The organism is Streptomyces sp. NPDC001604, from assembly GCF_042893475.1.
GTDB lineage: Bacteria > Actinomycetota > Actinomycetes > Streptomycetales > Streptomycetaceae > Streptomyces.
Genome location: NZ_JBIAUY010000001.1, coordinates 758,796 through 772,969 on the forward strand (window position 1 = coordinate 758,796; position 14,174 = coordinate 772,969).

The 14,174-nt window shown below is 72.6% G+C and carries 12 protein-coding genes; 9 read left to right on the forward strand and 3 right to left on the reverse strand.

Annotated features, from left to right (window positions below; genetic code table 11):
* The first annotated feature begins 39 nt into the window (after nt 1-39).
* Nucleotides 40-360: a hypothetical protein gene (locus tag ACFY1E_RS03515; RefSeq protein WP_389070871.1), complete on the forward strand. Its 321-nt coding sequence runs from the start codon at nt 40-42 to the stop codon at nt 358-360.
* A gap of 353 nt (nt 361-713) precedes the next feature.
* Here the strand turns inward: ACFY1E_RS03515 and ACFY1E_RS03520 are convergent, their stop codons facing one another.
* Nucleotides 714-1,046 carry a hypothetical protein gene (locus ACFY1E_RS03520; protein ID WP_389070873.1) on the reverse strand — a complete coding sequence of 111 codons (333 nt, stop codon included), beginning with the start codon at nt 1,044-1,046 and terminating at the stop codon, nt 714-716.
* A gap of 324 nt (nt 1,047-1,370) precedes the next feature.
* Here ACFY1E_RS03520 and ACFY1E_RS03525 point away from each other — a divergent pair, with 324 nt between their 5' ends.
* From ACFY1E_RS03525 to ACFY1E_RS03560, 8 genes are read left to right on the forward strand one after another with little or no spacing between them, the layout of a single operon-like run.
* On the forward strand, nt 1,371-2,507 hold the full coding sequence (locus tag ACFY1E_RS03525; protein WP_389070875.1) for a glycosyltransferase: 1,137 nt from the start codon (nt 1,371-1,373) through the stop codon (nt 2,505-2,507).
* Between the two features lie 20 nt (nt 2,508-2,527).
* A complete protein-coding gene (locus tag ACFY1E_RS03530) occupies nt 2,528-3,991 on the forward strand; it encodes an exopolysaccharide biosynthesis polyprenyl glycosylphosphotransferase (RefSeq protein WP_389070877.1) in 1,464 nt (487 codons plus the stop codon).
* A gap of 6 nt (nt 3,992-3,997) precedes the next feature.
* Nucleotides 3,998-5,434, forward strand: a complete 1,437-nt coding sequence (locus ACFY1E_RS03535) for an O-antigen ligase family protein (RefSeq protein WP_389070879.1) — start codon at nt 3,998-4,000, stop codon at nt 5,432-5,434.
* Entirely contained in the window at nt 5,431-7,098 is a 1,668-nt protein-coding gene (locus tag ACFY1E_RS03540; protein ID WP_389070881.1) for a lipid II flippase MurJ, read from the forward strand. Before ACFY1E_RS03535 ends, ACFY1E_RS03540 begins: the two co-directional genes overlap by 4 nt.
* A complete protein-coding gene (locus tag ACFY1E_RS03545; protein ID WP_389070883.1) occupies nt 7,088-7,879 on the forward strand; it encodes a polysaccharide deacetylase family protein in 792 nt (263 codons plus the stop codon). The genes ACFY1E_RS03540 and ACFY1E_RS03545 overlap by 11 nt, the downstream gene beginning before the upstream one ends.
* On the forward strand, nt 7,876-9,018 hold the full coding sequence (locus ACFY1E_RS03550; protein ID WP_389070886.1) for a glycosyltransferase: 1,143 nt from the start codon (nt 7,876-7,878) through the stop codon (nt 9,016-9,018). Before ACFY1E_RS03545 ends, ACFY1E_RS03550 begins: the two co-directional genes overlap by 4 nt.
* A complete protein-coding gene (locus ACFY1E_RS03555; RefSeq protein WP_389070888.1) occupies nt 9,015-9,689 on the forward strand; it encodes a lipopolysaccharide biosynthesis protein in 675 nt (224 codons plus the stop codon). Before ACFY1E_RS03550 ends, ACFY1E_RS03555 begins: the two co-directional genes overlap by 4 nt.
* Nucleotides 9,686-10,798 (forward strand): GNAT family N-acetyltransferase, encoded by a 1,113-nt coding sequence (locus ACFY1E_RS03560; RefSeq protein ID WP_389070891.1) that lies wholly within the window; start codon nt 9,686-9,688, stop codon nt 10,796-10,798. The genes ACFY1E_RS03555 and ACFY1E_RS03560 overlap by 4 nt, the downstream gene beginning before the upstream one ends.
* Before the next feature lie 7 nt (nt 10,799-10,805).
* Here ACFY1E_RS03560 and ACFY1E_RS03565 read toward each other — a convergent pair whose 3' ends face one another.
* Complete coding sequence (locus ACFY1E_RS03565; RefSeq protein WP_389070894.1) at nt 10,806-12,074, reverse strand: glycoside hydrolase family 26 protein; 1,269 nt, start codon at nt 12,072-12,074, stop codon at nt 10,806-10,808.
* A gap of 120 nt (nt 12,075-12,194) precedes the next feature.
* Entirely contained in the window at nt 12,195-14,141 is a 1,947-nt protein-coding gene (locus ACFY1E_RS03570) for an AMP-dependent synthetase/ligase (protein ID WP_389070896.1), read from the reverse strand.
* Nucleotides 14,142-14,174: the final 33 nt, after the last annotated feature.

The window sequence follows — 14,174 nt, forward strand, 5'->3', positions numbered from 1 at the left end:
GCACGGAAACCCCCATCGCCCCACCGAAAGGCGCATCCCATGCGTAACAAGGTTACGGCCATCACCGCCCTCGCCGCGGGCCTCGTGCTCGCGGCCGGTGGCGCCGCCTCGGCCAACGACTCCAACACCACCGTCACCGGCGGCAGCGGCTTTTCGGAGTCGCCGATCGTCGTGAACGCCCCTCAGCAGGGCGTCGCCGTCATCAACGGCTCACTGATCGACGGGCGCTGCATCGCTCCGTGGTCCAACGGTGCCGTCCTCGGCGGCGTCGTGGCCCCGAACTCGCACTACGCCGCGTGCAACACGGCGGCTGTCGACCAGTCGCAGAACGCCCCGTACACGGGCGGCATCATCTTCTGAGCCGCGCTTCACTCGATGGCGGTCCGCCGGAATTCCGGTGGGCCGCCATCGGCTTTTCCGTACCCTGTTTTTCCGCTCTTCTTTTTTGAGCTTCTTTTTCAGGATCCATACACGCCCGCGGGGCCTGTCTGCATCTGCTGCAGACAGGCCCCGCGATCAGGAGGTGGCCGACGAAGAGCGCGCCAACAAGGAGGGAAAGGCGCTCCAGCTGGTCATTCCAATGGGAACAACGCGTCCTGCCGCCTGCGGTCACTACGAATCCATCGTTCGGCCCAGCGCGCGAAGTGCGGACGCATATGCCGAAGGGCCGACTCCGAGGAATGCGGAGCCGACCCGAATCGTGGATCCCCCGGCTACCTGCCGACCGGAAGCCCGCCCAGCAGCTTGCCGTCGGCGGCGGTCGCGGGAAGGGCGGGGTTCGGCAGGGTGCCGCCGACGACGGGGCCCTTCATGCCCGCCTCCTTCATGCTGCCCTTCACGCTTTCCTTCACGCTCTGCGCCACCTGACCGACGTTGTCGCCCACGAAACCCGTCGACACCTTGGCTGCCGTGGGGACACCGCTCGCGACCGTCTTCCCGCTGTCCACGAGTCCCCCGGCCGGCATGTCCGCCGCGCCGGCGGGCACGGCCACCCCGGCGAGGGCGAGGGAACCGGCTACGACGGCGGCAGCCTTCAGAGTCTTCATCGTGTGCCTTTCTTTCGTAAGTCGTCTTCGAGCGGCCTAACGAGAGTGCGGCTTCCGGGAAACCCTGTTGCCGTTGCCGTGGCTCCAAACGGGTGATCCGGGGCGACAAATAGCTCATTGAAACGCCACCATTCCGACACAGATGACCGGTCCGCAGATAAATACCGGTGAGCGGCTAGAGTGGCTCACCTCGTGATTTCAGCGATGCCGGTTGAACAACGAACCTCACGCTCTCGAACGGGTGCGGGTTTTTATATCAAGAAGCACGAGCCGCACGTCCTGGCCCCGGCTCGGACTCTTTTGTTCGGAAGGGCATCCTCTCCCATGCGTTTTTCCCCACGCGTGCCGCACATCCTGCATGTCACGCAGCCCGTCGAGGGCGGTGTCGCGCGGGTCGTGGCGGACCTGGTGGCGGCTCAGCTCGTCGCCGGGCTGCGGGTGACCGTGGCCTGTCCGGAGGGTGGCACGCTGACGGACGCTCTGCGCGTGCCGGGCTGCACGGTGCTGCGCTGGGACGCGACCCGCTCCCCCGGGCACCGACTTCCGGGCGAGGTACGGCGGTTGGCGCGGATCCTGCGCGAGGTGCGGCCGCACCTGGTGCACGCGCACAGCGCGAAGGCCGGACTCGCGGCCCGGCTGGCCGTACGCGGCAGTGTCCCGACCGTCTTCCAGCCGCACGCCTGGTCGTTCGAGGCCGCCGAGGGAATCGTCGCGCGGCTGGCGCTGGGCTGGGAGCGGTCGGGGGCGCGGTGGGCGACGCGCATCGTGTGCGTCAGCGAGGCGGAGCGGCGGACCGGGGAGCGGTGCGGGATCAGCGCCCGCTGGCGGGTGGTCCCCAACGGCGTCGACACGCTCAGGTTCCGGCCGGAGGGGGACGTCTGTCGGTCCGGGCCCGGGCCGCTCGTCGTGTGCGTGGGCCGGTTGTGCCGCCAGAAGGGGCAGGACGTGCTTCTGCAGGCGTGGCCCGAGGTGGAACGGCAGGTGGCCGGGGCCCGGTTGGTGCTGGTCGGCGAGGGGCCGGACGCGGACCGGCTGCGCTCCGGTGCGCCCGCTTCGGTGGTGTTCGCCGGTGCCGCGCCCGATGCGGCCCCCTGGTACCGGGCCGCCGACGTGGTGGTCCTGCCGTCCCGCTGGGAGGGCATGGCGCTCGCCCCGCTGGAAGCGATGGCGTGCGCCCGCCCGGTCGTGGTCACGGACGTGGACGGGGCGCGCGAGAGCCTGCCGCCCGAGCAGCCGCCGTACTGCCTGGTGCCGCCCGAGGACCCCGGTGCGCTGGCGCGGGCGCTGACGGCGTTGCTGCGGGACGAGCCGCTGCGCGCGGTGCTGGGCGCGCAGGGCCGCCGGCATGTGCTCGCCGCCCACGACCTGCGGCGGACGGCGGACGCCGTGACCGACGTGTACCGCGAATTGCTCGGCGAACTGTTCGGCGTCGTTGTCGCGCCGGTCGCCGTACCCAACTAGAGCAGGAAGTGCATCACCAGATGACTGCGGAAAGTACCGTTCCCCCTCGTACGGGGCAGCAGCCGCGGGCGGCAGAGCACGCTGTCTCCGTTCTCGCCCCGCGCGGCCCCGCAGCCGGACGTCGACTGCCCGCCGGACGCAGAGAGAGCCGGCCGCGGCGGGCCTTCAGGGGGACCCTGCCGCTCGTCGATGGCGGCGCCGCCCTGCTGGGGGTCCTGGTCGTGCCCGGGGCCCCGAGGTATCCGCTGGTCGTCGCCCTGCTGGTGCTGGGGGTGATCGGGCTGAACCGGCGGGCCCGCCTGTACGACAGCTCCCAGGTGCGCGGTGTGCTCGACGAACTCCCCGCCGTCTGCGGACGGATCGCCGTCGGCTGGGGGGCTGTCGGGGCGCTCTCGCCGCTGCGGCCGCTCCCGCCGGCCGTACTGGCCTGCGCGTTCGCGGTGCAGTGCGCGGCGGCCTGTGCGGGCCGCGCTGCGGTGCACGGGCGGCGGGCGCGGCGGCGCCTGCCCGATCCCGCTCTGGTGGTCGGACCGGTCGCGGTGGCCCGGAAGGTGGCGGCCGCGTTGCTGCGCCAGCCGGGCTGCGGGGTGCGGCCGGTGGGCGTGGTCGGCGACGGCCTCGACGTCCTCGCCCGGCCCGGCGAAGGCCACGAGCTGCCGCTGCTGACCACGGATCAGGCGGCGCGTCGGGCGGTCATCCAGAACGGTGTGGAGACGGTGCTCGTCGTGGGCGCGGCCACCCGGGTGGAGAAGACCGCTCTGCTGCGGGACCTCGCCGCGTACGGCTGCGTGGTGTGGGAGCTGGACGCGGACGCACCCTCGTACGGCCTCGGCGGGCGCCGCGAATCGGGCGGGCATCTGGCGGGTTTCCCGCGCAGGCTGCTGTGCCCCGGGCGCGGACGGCGGCGGGTCGGCGTCGGCAAGCGGGTGCTGGATGCGGTGCTGTCGGGCTCGCTGCTGCTGCTCGCCTGCCCGGTGCTGCTGGTGTGCGCGGCGGTGCTGCGGATCATGGACGGGCCCGGTGTGCTGTTCCGGCAGGAGCGCATCGGCAAGGACGGACGGCCGTTCACCCTGCTGAAGTTCCGTACCCACCGGCCCGCCAGCGCGCACGAGGCGGCGACCCGCTGGAGCGTGGCGAACGAGCAGGAGATGAGCCGCTTCTGCCAGTTCCTGCGCCGCACCTCGCTGGACGAGCTGCCGCAGCTGTGGAACGTCTGCCGCGGAGACATGAGCCTGGTCGGTCCGCGGCCCGAACGGCCTTACTTCGTCGCCAAGTTCAGCCAGACCTACCCGGGTTACCGGGAGCGCCACCGGATGCCGACCGGGATCACCGGGCTCGCCCAGATCCACGGGCTGCGCGGCGACACCTCCATCGAGGACCGGTGCCGCTTCGACAACGCCTACATCGACAACTGGTCGCTGTGGCAGGACATCTGCATCCTGGCGCGCACGGCGGCCCTGTTCGTACGGCCGACGGGGAGCTGAGCGCGGGTGAGCACTCCCTCGGCCTCCGTACCGCTCGCGTGGCCGGTCCCGGCGCTGCAGCGGGCCGCGCCCGTGCTGCCCCTCCTGGCGGTGATCGCCCTCCTGGGGCTGCCGGCCGAGACGGACAGCGGTGCCACGCCCGCCGACCTGACCTGCGGACTGGTCCTGCTGTGGGCCGCGGTACGCACCCTGCGACAGGCGCAGCGCCCGCTGACGCGGACGGCGGCGGTCGTGCTCGGGCTGCCCGTGGTGGGGATCGCGGTCTCCGCGACCGGGGCGGTGACGCCCGGCGACGCGGTCACCGGCCTCGCGCGCTACCTCCAGGTGTTCGTGCTCGTCCCGCTCGCGATGGTGCTGCTGTTGCGCGGCCTGCGCGATGCCCGGCTGGTGCTCTGGGGGCTGGCCGGTCTCGCGCTGTGGCAGGGGGCGGTCGGGGTGCACCAGTACCTGACCGGCACCGGGGCCTCGTACCAGGGGGCCTACATCCGGGCCGTGGGCACGTTCGGGCCGCACGACGTGATGGGGATGGCGTCGGTCGTCGCGGCCGGAGTGGTGTCGCTGACCGGTCTGGCGCTCGGGACGGGCGCGCGGCGGCAGCGGGTCGCGGCCGCCGTCTGTGCGGCGGCGCTGCTCGTGCCGCTCGCGCTGTCCTTCAGCCGGGGTTCCTGGATCGCCACGGCCGTGACCTGCGGGGCGCAGTTGCTGCTGGCCGGGGTACGGCGGGCGGTGAAGGTGTTCGCGGCGGTGGCCGCGGCCTCGGTGGTGCTGGTGGGCGGGTTCGGCGTGGGCGGCTCGGCGCTGCAGGAGCGGCTGACCAGCATCACCCAGGTCGCCGGCGCACCCGACCAGTCGGTCGTGGACCGCTACACCATGTGGGCGGCCTCCATCGACATGTGGGACGAGCACCCGGTGCGGGGCGTCGGCCTGAAGGCCTTTCCCGCCTACCGGGACTCGCACGCCTCGCTCGCGCTGTCGTCGGGCAGCGACACGGAGGGCGACGGCCAGGCCTTCCGGCGCCAGCCGCTGCTCTCCCCGCACAACATGTACATGCTGCTGCTGAGCGAGCAGGGCCTGCTGGGCCTGGTCACCGTCGCGGGCAGCTGGCTGGCCCTGCTGGTGTGCGCGCTGCGGCGGTTGCGGGGGGCGCCTCATGCCCGGGACTGTGCGCTTGCGGCCTGCGGGCTGCTGGTGTGGCAGTTGGTGAACTTCCTGTACTCCGACATCGGGGGTCCGTCCACCACCCTGACGGGCCTGTGCTTCGGGGTCGCCGCGTGGTGGTCGTGCCATCAGCCGTCTGCAGCGCCGTCGTGGCTGGTCGCTCCCCCACTCTCGAATTCGCTCGAGCGGGGGGACCCCCATCGCGGCGGAGCCGCAGATGGACACAGCCCCGTGCCCCTTTGGGGCGCTGCCGTACCGCCTGCCGATGAATCGGACCCCCGGTGAATCCCGGAACCGCGAAGACCGCGGGTGCCCCCGAAGTGGCCGACGTCGACGGCCGTCCCGGCACGGTCACCGCCCGGCAGGCGGACACCCCCTCAGGCCGCTTCCTGGCCCGGGCGACGTTGCTGTCCGCCGCGCTGTCCATGGCCGGGGCGGTCCTCGGGCTGGCGCGGGACCAGGCGCTCGCGCATCTCTTCGGTGCCGGTGCGGAGACCGACGCGTTCCTGGTGGCCTGGACGGTGCCCGAACTGGCGGCGACCCTGCTGATCGAGGAGGGCATGGCGTTCGTGCTGGTGCCCGCGTTCAGCGTGGCGCTGGCCCGGCGGGCGCTCGGGAACAGCACCCCCGATCCGGTGCGCGCCCTGGTCGCCGCCTCGCTGCCGCGGCTGTGCCTCGCCTTCGCCGCCACGGCCGCCGCGCTCGTGGCCGGGGCGCCACTGCTGGTGGACGCCCTCGCGCCCGGTCTGCCCGACCCGTCGCTCGCGATCGCCTGCACGCGGCTGACCGCGACCTGTGTGCTGAGCTTCGGTCTCGCCGGGTACTGCAGTGCGGCGCTGCGCGCCCACCGTTCGTATCTCGCGCCCGGTGCGATCTACATCGCGTACAACGTCGCGATCATCTCCACGATGTTCGTCCTCGGTGTGCACTGGGGCGTGCGGTCCGCCGCCCTCGGGGTCGCGCTCGGCGGGTGCCTGATGGTCGCCGTACAGACTCCGTCGCTGGTGCGGCGGCTCGCCGGGCGCTCCGGCCTGGGCGACTGCGGGTACGAGGACGACGGCGGGCGGCCGCTCGCGCCGGGCCTCGTCTGTGCGGTTCTGCTGTTCGCGCTGTGCCGGCAGTCGCAGGTCCTCATCGAGCGGCACTTCGCGTCCGCGCTGCCCGCAGGCGCCATCTCGCACCTCAACTACGCCCAGAAGGTCGCCCAGTTGCCGATGTCGCTGTCGATGATGGTGTGCATCGTCACCTTCCCGGTGGTGGCGCAGGCCATCGCCGAGGGCGACACACGGCGGGCCCGGGACCGGGTCGAGCGGGACCTGCTGCTGATGGCCTGTCTCGTCCTGCTCGGTGCCGCGGTGGTCGTGGCCTGCGCCCCGCAGATCGTCCAACTCCTCTTCCAGCGCGGCGCGTTCACCGCGCAGGACACCGCCGCGACCGCCGCAGTGATGCGGGTGTACGCGGCCGGGCTGCTCGGGCAGACGCTGGTCGGGGCGCTCGTGCGGTCGTACTTCGCGGCCGGCCGCACCACCTGGTTCCCGCTGGGCGCGATGGGCGTGGGCGCGCTCGCGACCGTCGTCATCGGCGCCTGGGCCGTACGGCCCTGGGGTGCCTGCGGCATCGCCGCGGCCAACGCGACCGGCATCACCCTCACCGCGCTGCTCATGCTGCACGGCCTGGGCCCGCGCAATGTGCCGGTGCGGGTGCGCCGGGTCGTCGCCGAACTGGTCCGTCCGGTGTGCGCGGCCGCGTGCGCCACCGGGACCGGACTGGTGGTCGCCGGGCTGTTCACCTCGCCCGCCGCGGCCGTCGCCGCCTGCTGCATCTGCGTCACCGTCGTCTTCCTGCTGCTGGCCTGGGTCCTCGACGCGGCGGACGCCCGGTCTCTTCTGCTTCCCGTCGCGCAGTCACTCCGTCATTCCGTCACACGAAAGCTGGGTCATGGTCGCTGACGTCTCCGCTGCACCGCGCAAGGCCGAACCGGATCCCAGATCGTCCGCGAGAAGACGGTCCAAGCGGGGTCCCGCCGTCTGGGTGGCCATGTACCACTCCGTCTCGGACTGCCCGGACGACCCGTACAACGTCACCGTCACCCCCGCCCGCCTCGACCGCCAGTTCGCCTGGATGTCGAGCCGCGGTCTGCGCGGGGTGAGCATGCGCGAACTGCTCGCGGCGCGCGCCCGCGGCACCGAGCGCGGCCTGGTGGGGCTCACCTTCGACGACGGATACGCCGACTTCACCGGCGACGCGCTGCCCGTGCTGCGCCGCTGGGGCTTCACGGCGACCGTGTTCGTGCTGCCCGGGCGGCTCGGCGGCGAGAACGCCTGGGAGCCGCTCGGCCCCCGCAAGCCGCTGCTCGACGTGGACGGCATCCACCGTGCCGTGGCCGCGGGCATGGAGGTCGCCTCGCACGGCCTGACCCACCTCGACCTGACCAAGGTCACCGACCAGGTGCTGCACTCCGAGGTCAGCGACAGCCGCCGTCTGCTCGCCGGGATCACCGGCACCGACGTGGAGGGCTTCTGCTACCCGTACGGGTATCTCGACGAGCGCGTCGCCGCCGCGGTGCGCCTGGCCGGCTACCGCTACGCCTGCGCGATCACCCCCGGCCCGGACGGCTGCGGCGACTTCGCGCTGCCCCGGATCCATGTCGGGGAGATCGACACCGCCGTACGGCTGGAGCTGAAGCGACGCCTGGCCCGGTTCTTCGGCCGCTCCGTGGAGGCCGTGTGAGGGCCCTGCATGTCATCACCGGCCTCGGCGTCGGCGGAGCGGAACAGCAGCTGCGGCTGTTGCTGCGGCACCTTCCCATGCAGTGCGACGTGGTGACCCTGACCAACCCCGGCCCGGTCGCCGCGGGCCTGGCCGCCGACGGCGTACGCGTCGTCCACCTCGGCATGGGCGGCAACCGCGACCTCGGCGCACTGCCCCGACTGACCCGGCTGATCCGCGGCGGCGGCTACGACCTCGTCCACACCCATCTGTACCGGGCCTGTCTGTACGGCCGGATCGCCGCGCGGCTCGCGGGTGTCCGGGCGGTCGTCGCCACGGAGCACTCGATCGGCGACACCGCGCTGGAGGGACGGCCGCTGACCGCTGGTGTCCGCGGGCTGTACCTGGCCGGCGAGCGCCTGGGCCGCGCCACGGTCGCCGTCTCGCCGACGGTGGCCGAGCGGCTGCGCCACTGGGGCGTACCCGGGGCACGCATCCACGTCATCCCGAACGGCATCGACGCGGCCCGGTTCCGCTTCGACGAGGTCGCCCGCAAGGAGGCCCGGATGCACTACGGGCTGCCCGAGGACGCCTATGTCGTCGGCGGGGTGGGCCGCCTCGCCCCGGCCAAACGCTTCGACCTGCTGCTGCGCGCCCTGTCCCGGCTGCCCGGTGACGTACGGCTGCTGCTGGTGGGCGGCGGCCCCGAGGAGACGGTGCTGCGGCGCACCGCGCGGGCGCTGGGGGTCGCGGACCGGGTGGTGCTGACGGGCGAGCGGCCGTATCTGCCCGGCCCCCGCGACGACGCGCCCGGCCTGGTCGACCTGCTGTCGGCGATGGACGTGCTCGTCTCACCGTCGACGCAGGAGGCCTTCGGGCTGGCGGTGGTGGAGGCACTGGCGGCCGGCCTGCCCGTGCTCTACGCGAGCTGCCCCGCCGTCGAGGACCTGCCCCCGGACGCGGCACCCGGCGCGCGGCGCGTCACCGGCTCCACCGGGGCGTACGTACGGGAGCTGCTGCGGCTGCGGGCGGCGGGGCCGGGCGAGCGATGCGTCCCGGACGCCGTGCACCGCTACGACATCGCGTGCAGCGCCCGGCAGTTGATGGATGTCTACACGGCCGCCCTGGCCGGCTCGACCCTGGAAGTGAGTGCTCCATGACCGACAACCCCGTTCAGCGTGCCCGCCAGCCGCGCCGTGAGCGCGCCCGTGTGCAGCGGCTGCCCGCGTGGTGGCTGCTGCCGGCCGGCGCGCTGCTCGGTGCCGTGGCCGGCGGCACGTACGGACTGGTGAAGCCGCCGCAGTACACGGCGACGAGCTCCGTCGTCGCTGTGGCGGCCGGCGGCCGCTCCGACGTCGACTGCGCCGACGCGCTCGGCTTCGCACAGGCGTACGGCCGGGTGGCCCCGCAGCTCGCGGTGCTCGGGGACGCGCAGGTCGAGGCGGGTGTTCCGGCCGCGTTCCTGCGCAAGAGCGTGCAGGTGGCGACCTCGCCGGACGCGCCGATGGTCTCGGTCTCGGCGACCTCGTCGAGCCCCGCCCAGGCCGCGGACGTCGCCAACGCCGTGTCCGGTGCGCTGGTCAGGCAGGCCGGCCACACCAAGGCCGGCACCGGCATCCGGCTGGAGCCGCTCGCCCGTGCGATGCGGCCCGCCGAACCGTCGTCCGCGTCCTGGAAGCTGACCTCGCTGGTGGGAGCGTGCGCCGGAGGTCTGCTGGGCGGACTCGCCCTGCTGGCACGGCCGCGGCGCCAGGCGGACGGCGACAGCCCCGGCCAGCCGACGGTGCCCGCCCCGACCCATGCCGCGGACGCCCGCGGGACCCTCGGATGACCGCGTCCGGCCATACGCTCTCGGTGGAACTGTGCACCGACGAGCGCACGTTCGCCGCACTGGCCGGGGAATGGGGACGGCTGCACGACGCCTGCCCGTCGGCGACACCGTTCCAGAGCCACGCCTGGCTGCACTCCTGGTGGCTCTCGTACGGCACACCCGACGGGCTGCGGCTGTTCCTGGTGCGCCGGGGCGGTGAACTGGTGGCCGCCGCACCGCTGATGCGGGTACGGCATCCACTGCCGAAGCTGGTGCCCATCGGCGGCGCCATCTCCGACTTCTGCGACGTACTGCTCGACGAGAAGGAGGCCGAGCCCGGCAGCCGGGCGCTGGCCGACGCCCTGACCGAGGCGGCCCGCACCGCGCTGATCGACTTCCGGGAGGTGCGGCCGGGCAGCGCGGTGGAGCAGGTCTACGGCCGCTGGCGCGGTCCGCGCCGCCGGCTGCGCGACTCCACGTGCCTGGAACTGCCCGCCGTACCGATGAACGAGCTGGTCAAGCGGCTGCCGCCGACGCGCGCCCAGCGGGTGCGCAACAAGGTGAACAAGCTCGGGCGGCTCGGTGTCGAGTGGCGGGTCGTCGGCCACGACGAGACGGAGACCGCGCTGCGGCGGCTGCTGGAGCTGCACCGACTGCAGTGGCAGGGCAAGAAGATGACACCGGAGCACACCCGGCCGCAGTTCCTGGAGCACCTGGTGCGGTCGGTGGTCCCGATGGCCCGCTCCGGGCAGGCCGCGGTGACGGAGTTCCTCCTCGAGGGCGCGGTGGTGGCCGTCAACCTGCATCTGCTGTCGGGGAGGCTGCTGGGCGACTACATGTACGGCTTCCACCCGGGGCTGCGGGAGCGCAAGGTGGACGTGGCGACGATGCTGCTGCGCGCGTCCACCGAGCATGTCGCGCCCGCCGAGGAGGGCAGGGTGCTGAGCCTGATGCGTGGCGACGAGCCGCACAAGTACCGCTGGTGCCCCGAGACGGTCTACAACCAGCGTTTCCTGCTGGCCGGGCGGCGCACGGCGCCGCTGCTGGCGGCCACCCTCTGCGCGGCCGCCGCCCGGTACGGGGCCAAGTCGGTCCGGCGCATGGTCCCCGACTCCAAGGACCACTGGTAGCACCGCCTCAGGGCGAGGGGGCGGGCGGGACCTGCGGGGTGACGGGCGGCGTGGGCACGGCGGGCGCCGGCGGGGTCGGCGCGGCCGGCGCCGGGGGCTCCGGAACGGCCGGTGCCGGGGGCGTGGGCACCGGCGTCGGCAACGGCACCGGTGTCGGCTCCGGTGGCACGGGTGGCACGGGGACCACGGGCACGGGCGGGACGGGCACGACGGGCAACGGCGTCGGCTCCGGCAGCAGGGAGCTGGCCAGCACCGCACGGTAGGTGGCGGCGGCCCGGGGATTCTCGGTGCACAGCCACACGCCGTGCGGGCAGTAGTCGGTGATCGTGTTGTACAGCGGCTTGTGCTCGTCCATCCAGGCGAGCATGCGCAGCATGTACGTGATGTTGTCGCCGTTGCGGTACAGGCCCCACTCCGGGTACGAGATCGGCTTGTGGTGCCGGCGCGCGAAGTCCACGTGGAACTGCAGGCCGTAGGGCTCCGACACCTCCTCGTCGAAGGACATGCCACGCGGCTGGTCGTAGGAGTCCATGCCGACGATGTCGACGAAGTCGTCGCCGGGATAGCACTTCGGCCACGGAATCGAGTCCGCACCCCGGTTCGGGGCGAAGTCGAACCTGAACTTCTGGCCGGGAACCGAGCGCATGACGGTGACGATGCGCCGCCAGTAGCGGATCCAGTCCTCCGGGTCGGGGCCGCAGCGATGGGTGTAGGTGACGCCGTTCATCTCCCAGCCGAGCACCAGGACCGTGTCCGTCGCGCCCAGGTCGACCAGGCGTTTCGCCAGCAGCCGGAAGTGCTCGTCGAACTCTCCGGCCGCGGCGCGCCGCAGCAGCCGGGCGACGGCGATGTCGGAGACCTGCGCCTCGTTGTGCTCCATCAGCGGGACGTTGAGCACGAGCAGCCGGTCGGGCTTGGCGAGGCGCCACTTGGCCCAGCTGTCGAGGAAGTTGTAGCCGCCCTCGATGTTCTCCCACACGTCGCCCGGCAGATAGGTGTGTCCCACGCGCAGTTCGGTGCCGCCCAGCCAGCCGCTGAACTCCCTCAGCCGGACCAGCCCTTCGGGCTCGGAGTCGAGAAAGGCGCCGAATGCGGCGCGCCGTACGTCCGCCACCGAGTAGGCGCGCGCATCGTTCGGGGGCGGGCCTGGCCGGCCGGGATGCCGTGCGGCGTCGGCCGGGGAGGCCGGGCCCCAGGCGAGCGCGGCTGACACGAGCGCTGCGACGGTGAGAATCGCCAGCCGCCTGTGGGCGGACCGGCGGCGACGAGGGCTCATTCATCCTCCTTTGCCGCAATTCCGCACGTTAATGAAACATAGTCATATATAACTTAATTGCGGCACTTGAGTCAGACGGCTGGCCCGCTGATCACCCGCACGAGTGATCAGGGCAGACCCTCAGCCGCCGTACAGCGCCTCGATCTGCTTCGCGTACGCCGCCGTCACGGCGTGCCGCTTGATCTTCAACGACGGGGTGAGCAATCCGTTGTCCTCCGTGAACTCACCCTCGACCAGGGTGAAGGCACGGACCGACTCGGCACGGGAGACGGCCTCGTTGGCGTAGTCCACGGCCTTCTGGACCTCGGCGCGCATCCGCGGATCCCGGACGACCTCCGACATCGGCGTGTCCGCCGGCAGCTTGCGGACCGTCAGCCAGTGGGCGACCGACTCTGGGTCGAGGGTGATCAGGGCGGCCACGAAGGGACGGTTGTCGCCGACGACGATGCACTGGCCGATCGGCGGGCGGCTGCGCAGCCGGTCCTCCAGGACGGCCGGGGAGACGTTCTTGCCGCCGGAGGTGACGAGGATGTCCTTCTTGCGGCCGGTGATGGTGAGGTAGCCGTCCTCGTCGAGGGAGCCGAGATCACCGGTCGCGAACCACTCGTCCTTCAGTACGGCGTCGGTGGCGGCCGGGTTGTTCCAGTAGGCGCCGAAGACGACGCCGCCCTTGATGAGCACCTCCCCGTCGTCGGCGATGCGCACCGCGGTGCCGGGGACCGGGACGCCGACCGTGCCCGGGCGGGGCCGCAGGGGCGGGACGATGGTGGCGGCCGCGCTCGTCTCCGTCAGGCCGTAGCCCTCGTAGACGATGATTCCGGCGGCGTAGAAGAACAGGTTGAGGTTGCGGTCGAGCGGGGAGCCGCCGCTGATCGCGTAGCGCATACGGCCGCCGAGTTCCTTGCGGATGCGGCGGTAGACCAGCAGGTCGTACAGGGCCCAGGCGGCGTAGAGGGCGAGGCTCGGGCCCTTGCCCGTCCCCAGGAACTTGTCCAGGTACGCCTGGCCGAATCGGACGCCGATGCGGTCTGCGCGGTCGAAGGAGGCACCGCGGCCGATCTTCTCGGCGGTCGCCCGGCCCGTGTCGTGGATCTTCTCGAAGAGGTAGGGGACGCCGACGAGGAAGGTCGGGCGGAACTCCTTGAGGGCCGGGCGCAGTTCGTCGGGCTTGATGCTCGGGCAGTGGCCGATCTCGATGCGGGCCATCAGACAGGCGATCTGGAGGGTGCGGCCGAGGATGTGGGCGAGCGGGAGGAAGAGGAGGGTGGAGGCGACCTGGCGGGTGACCTCCTTGAAGATCGGGTGGAGCAGTTCGACCGTGTTGGCCGCCTCGGCGTGCAGGTTGGCGTGGGTGAGGACGCAGCCCTTCGGTTTGCCGGTGGTGCCGGAGGTGTAGCAGATCGTCGCGGTCGTGTCCGGGGTGAGGGCGGCGCGGCGCTCGGTGATCTCCTCGTCGGGAAGGTGGCGGCCGAGGGCGGCGAGGTCGGTCATGGCGTTCCCCGCTGCGGCAGCAGCCGATGTCGGCGTCAACTGCCAGATCTGTGGCTGCCGTTCATGGCGGGCCGTGCCCGTCGTCACCGTGGCGGCGTTCTCGGCGGTCTCGGTGACGACGAAGCGGGCCTGCGAGTCACGGACGATCCACTCCACCTGCTCGGCCGAGGAGGTGGCGTAGATCGGGACGGTCTGGCCGCCCGCCGCCCAGATCGCGAAGTCCAGGACCGTCCACTCGTAGCGGGTGCGGGACATGACGGCGACCCGGCCGCCCGGTTCCAGGCCCGCTGCGATCAACCCCTTGGCCACGGCGGTGACTTCGCGGGCGAAGGCGGCCGCGGTCACCGGCTGCCAGGCGCCGTTGTCGCCCTTTCGGCGAAGGACCACGGCGTCGGGGGCCTCGGCCGCGTTGGTGAACGGGAGGTCGGCGGTGCTGCCGGTGGTCGGGCGCGGGGCGAGGGCGGGGGTGCGGGCCTCGCGCACGACTCCGTCCTCGTCCCTCACGACCTCGACCCTGGTGCGGGACGCGAGGTCGGTGCGCCGTTCTGCCCTTTTCAGGTCCTTGCGTACGCCCATGACGGCTCCCGGTCGGCTCTGACTGGGAGGTCA

What these genes read in the sequence shown, in the direction of transcription:
- ACFY1E_RS03515 (WP_389070871.1), top strand. Translation starts at nt 40, where the DNA reads ATGCGTAACAAGGTTACGGCCATCACCGCCCTCGCCGCGGGCCTCGTG.
- ACFY1E_RS03520 (WP_389070873.1), bottom strand. Translation starts at nt 1,046, where the DNA reads ATGAAGACTCTGAAGGCTGCCGCCGTCGTAGCCGGTTCCCTCGCCCTC.
- ACFY1E_RS03525 (WP_389070875.1), top strand. Translation starts at nt 1,371, where the DNA reads ATGCGTTTTTCCCCACGCGTGCCGCACATCCTGCATGTCACGCAGCCC.
- ACFY1E_RS03530 (WP_389070877.1), top strand. Translation starts at nt 2,528, where the DNA reads ATGACTGCGGAAAGTACCGTTCCCCCTCGTACGGGGCAGCAGCCGCGG.
- ACFY1E_RS03545 (WP_389070883.1), top strand. Translation starts at nt 7,088, where the DNA reads ATGGTCGCTGACGTCTCCGCTGCACCGCGCAAGGCCGAACCGGATCCC.
- ACFY1E_RS03555 (WP_389070888.1), top strand. Translation starts at nt 9,015, where the DNA reads ATGACCGACAACCCCGTTCAGCGTGCCCGCCAGCCGCGCCGTGAGCGC.
- ACFY1E_RS03560 (WP_389070891.1), top strand. Translation starts at nt 9,686, where the DNA reads ATGACCGCGTCCGGCCATACGCTCTCGGTGGAACTGTGCACCGACGAG.
- ACFY1E_RS03565 (WP_389070894.1), bottom strand. Translation starts at nt 12,074, where the DNA reads ATGAGCCCTCGTCGCCGCCGGTCCGCCCACAGGCGGCTGGCGATTCTC.
- ACFY1E_RS03570 (WP_389070896.1), bottom strand. Translation starts at nt 14,141, where the DNA reads ATGGGCGTACGCAAGGACCTGAAAAGGGCAGAACGGCGCACCGACCTC.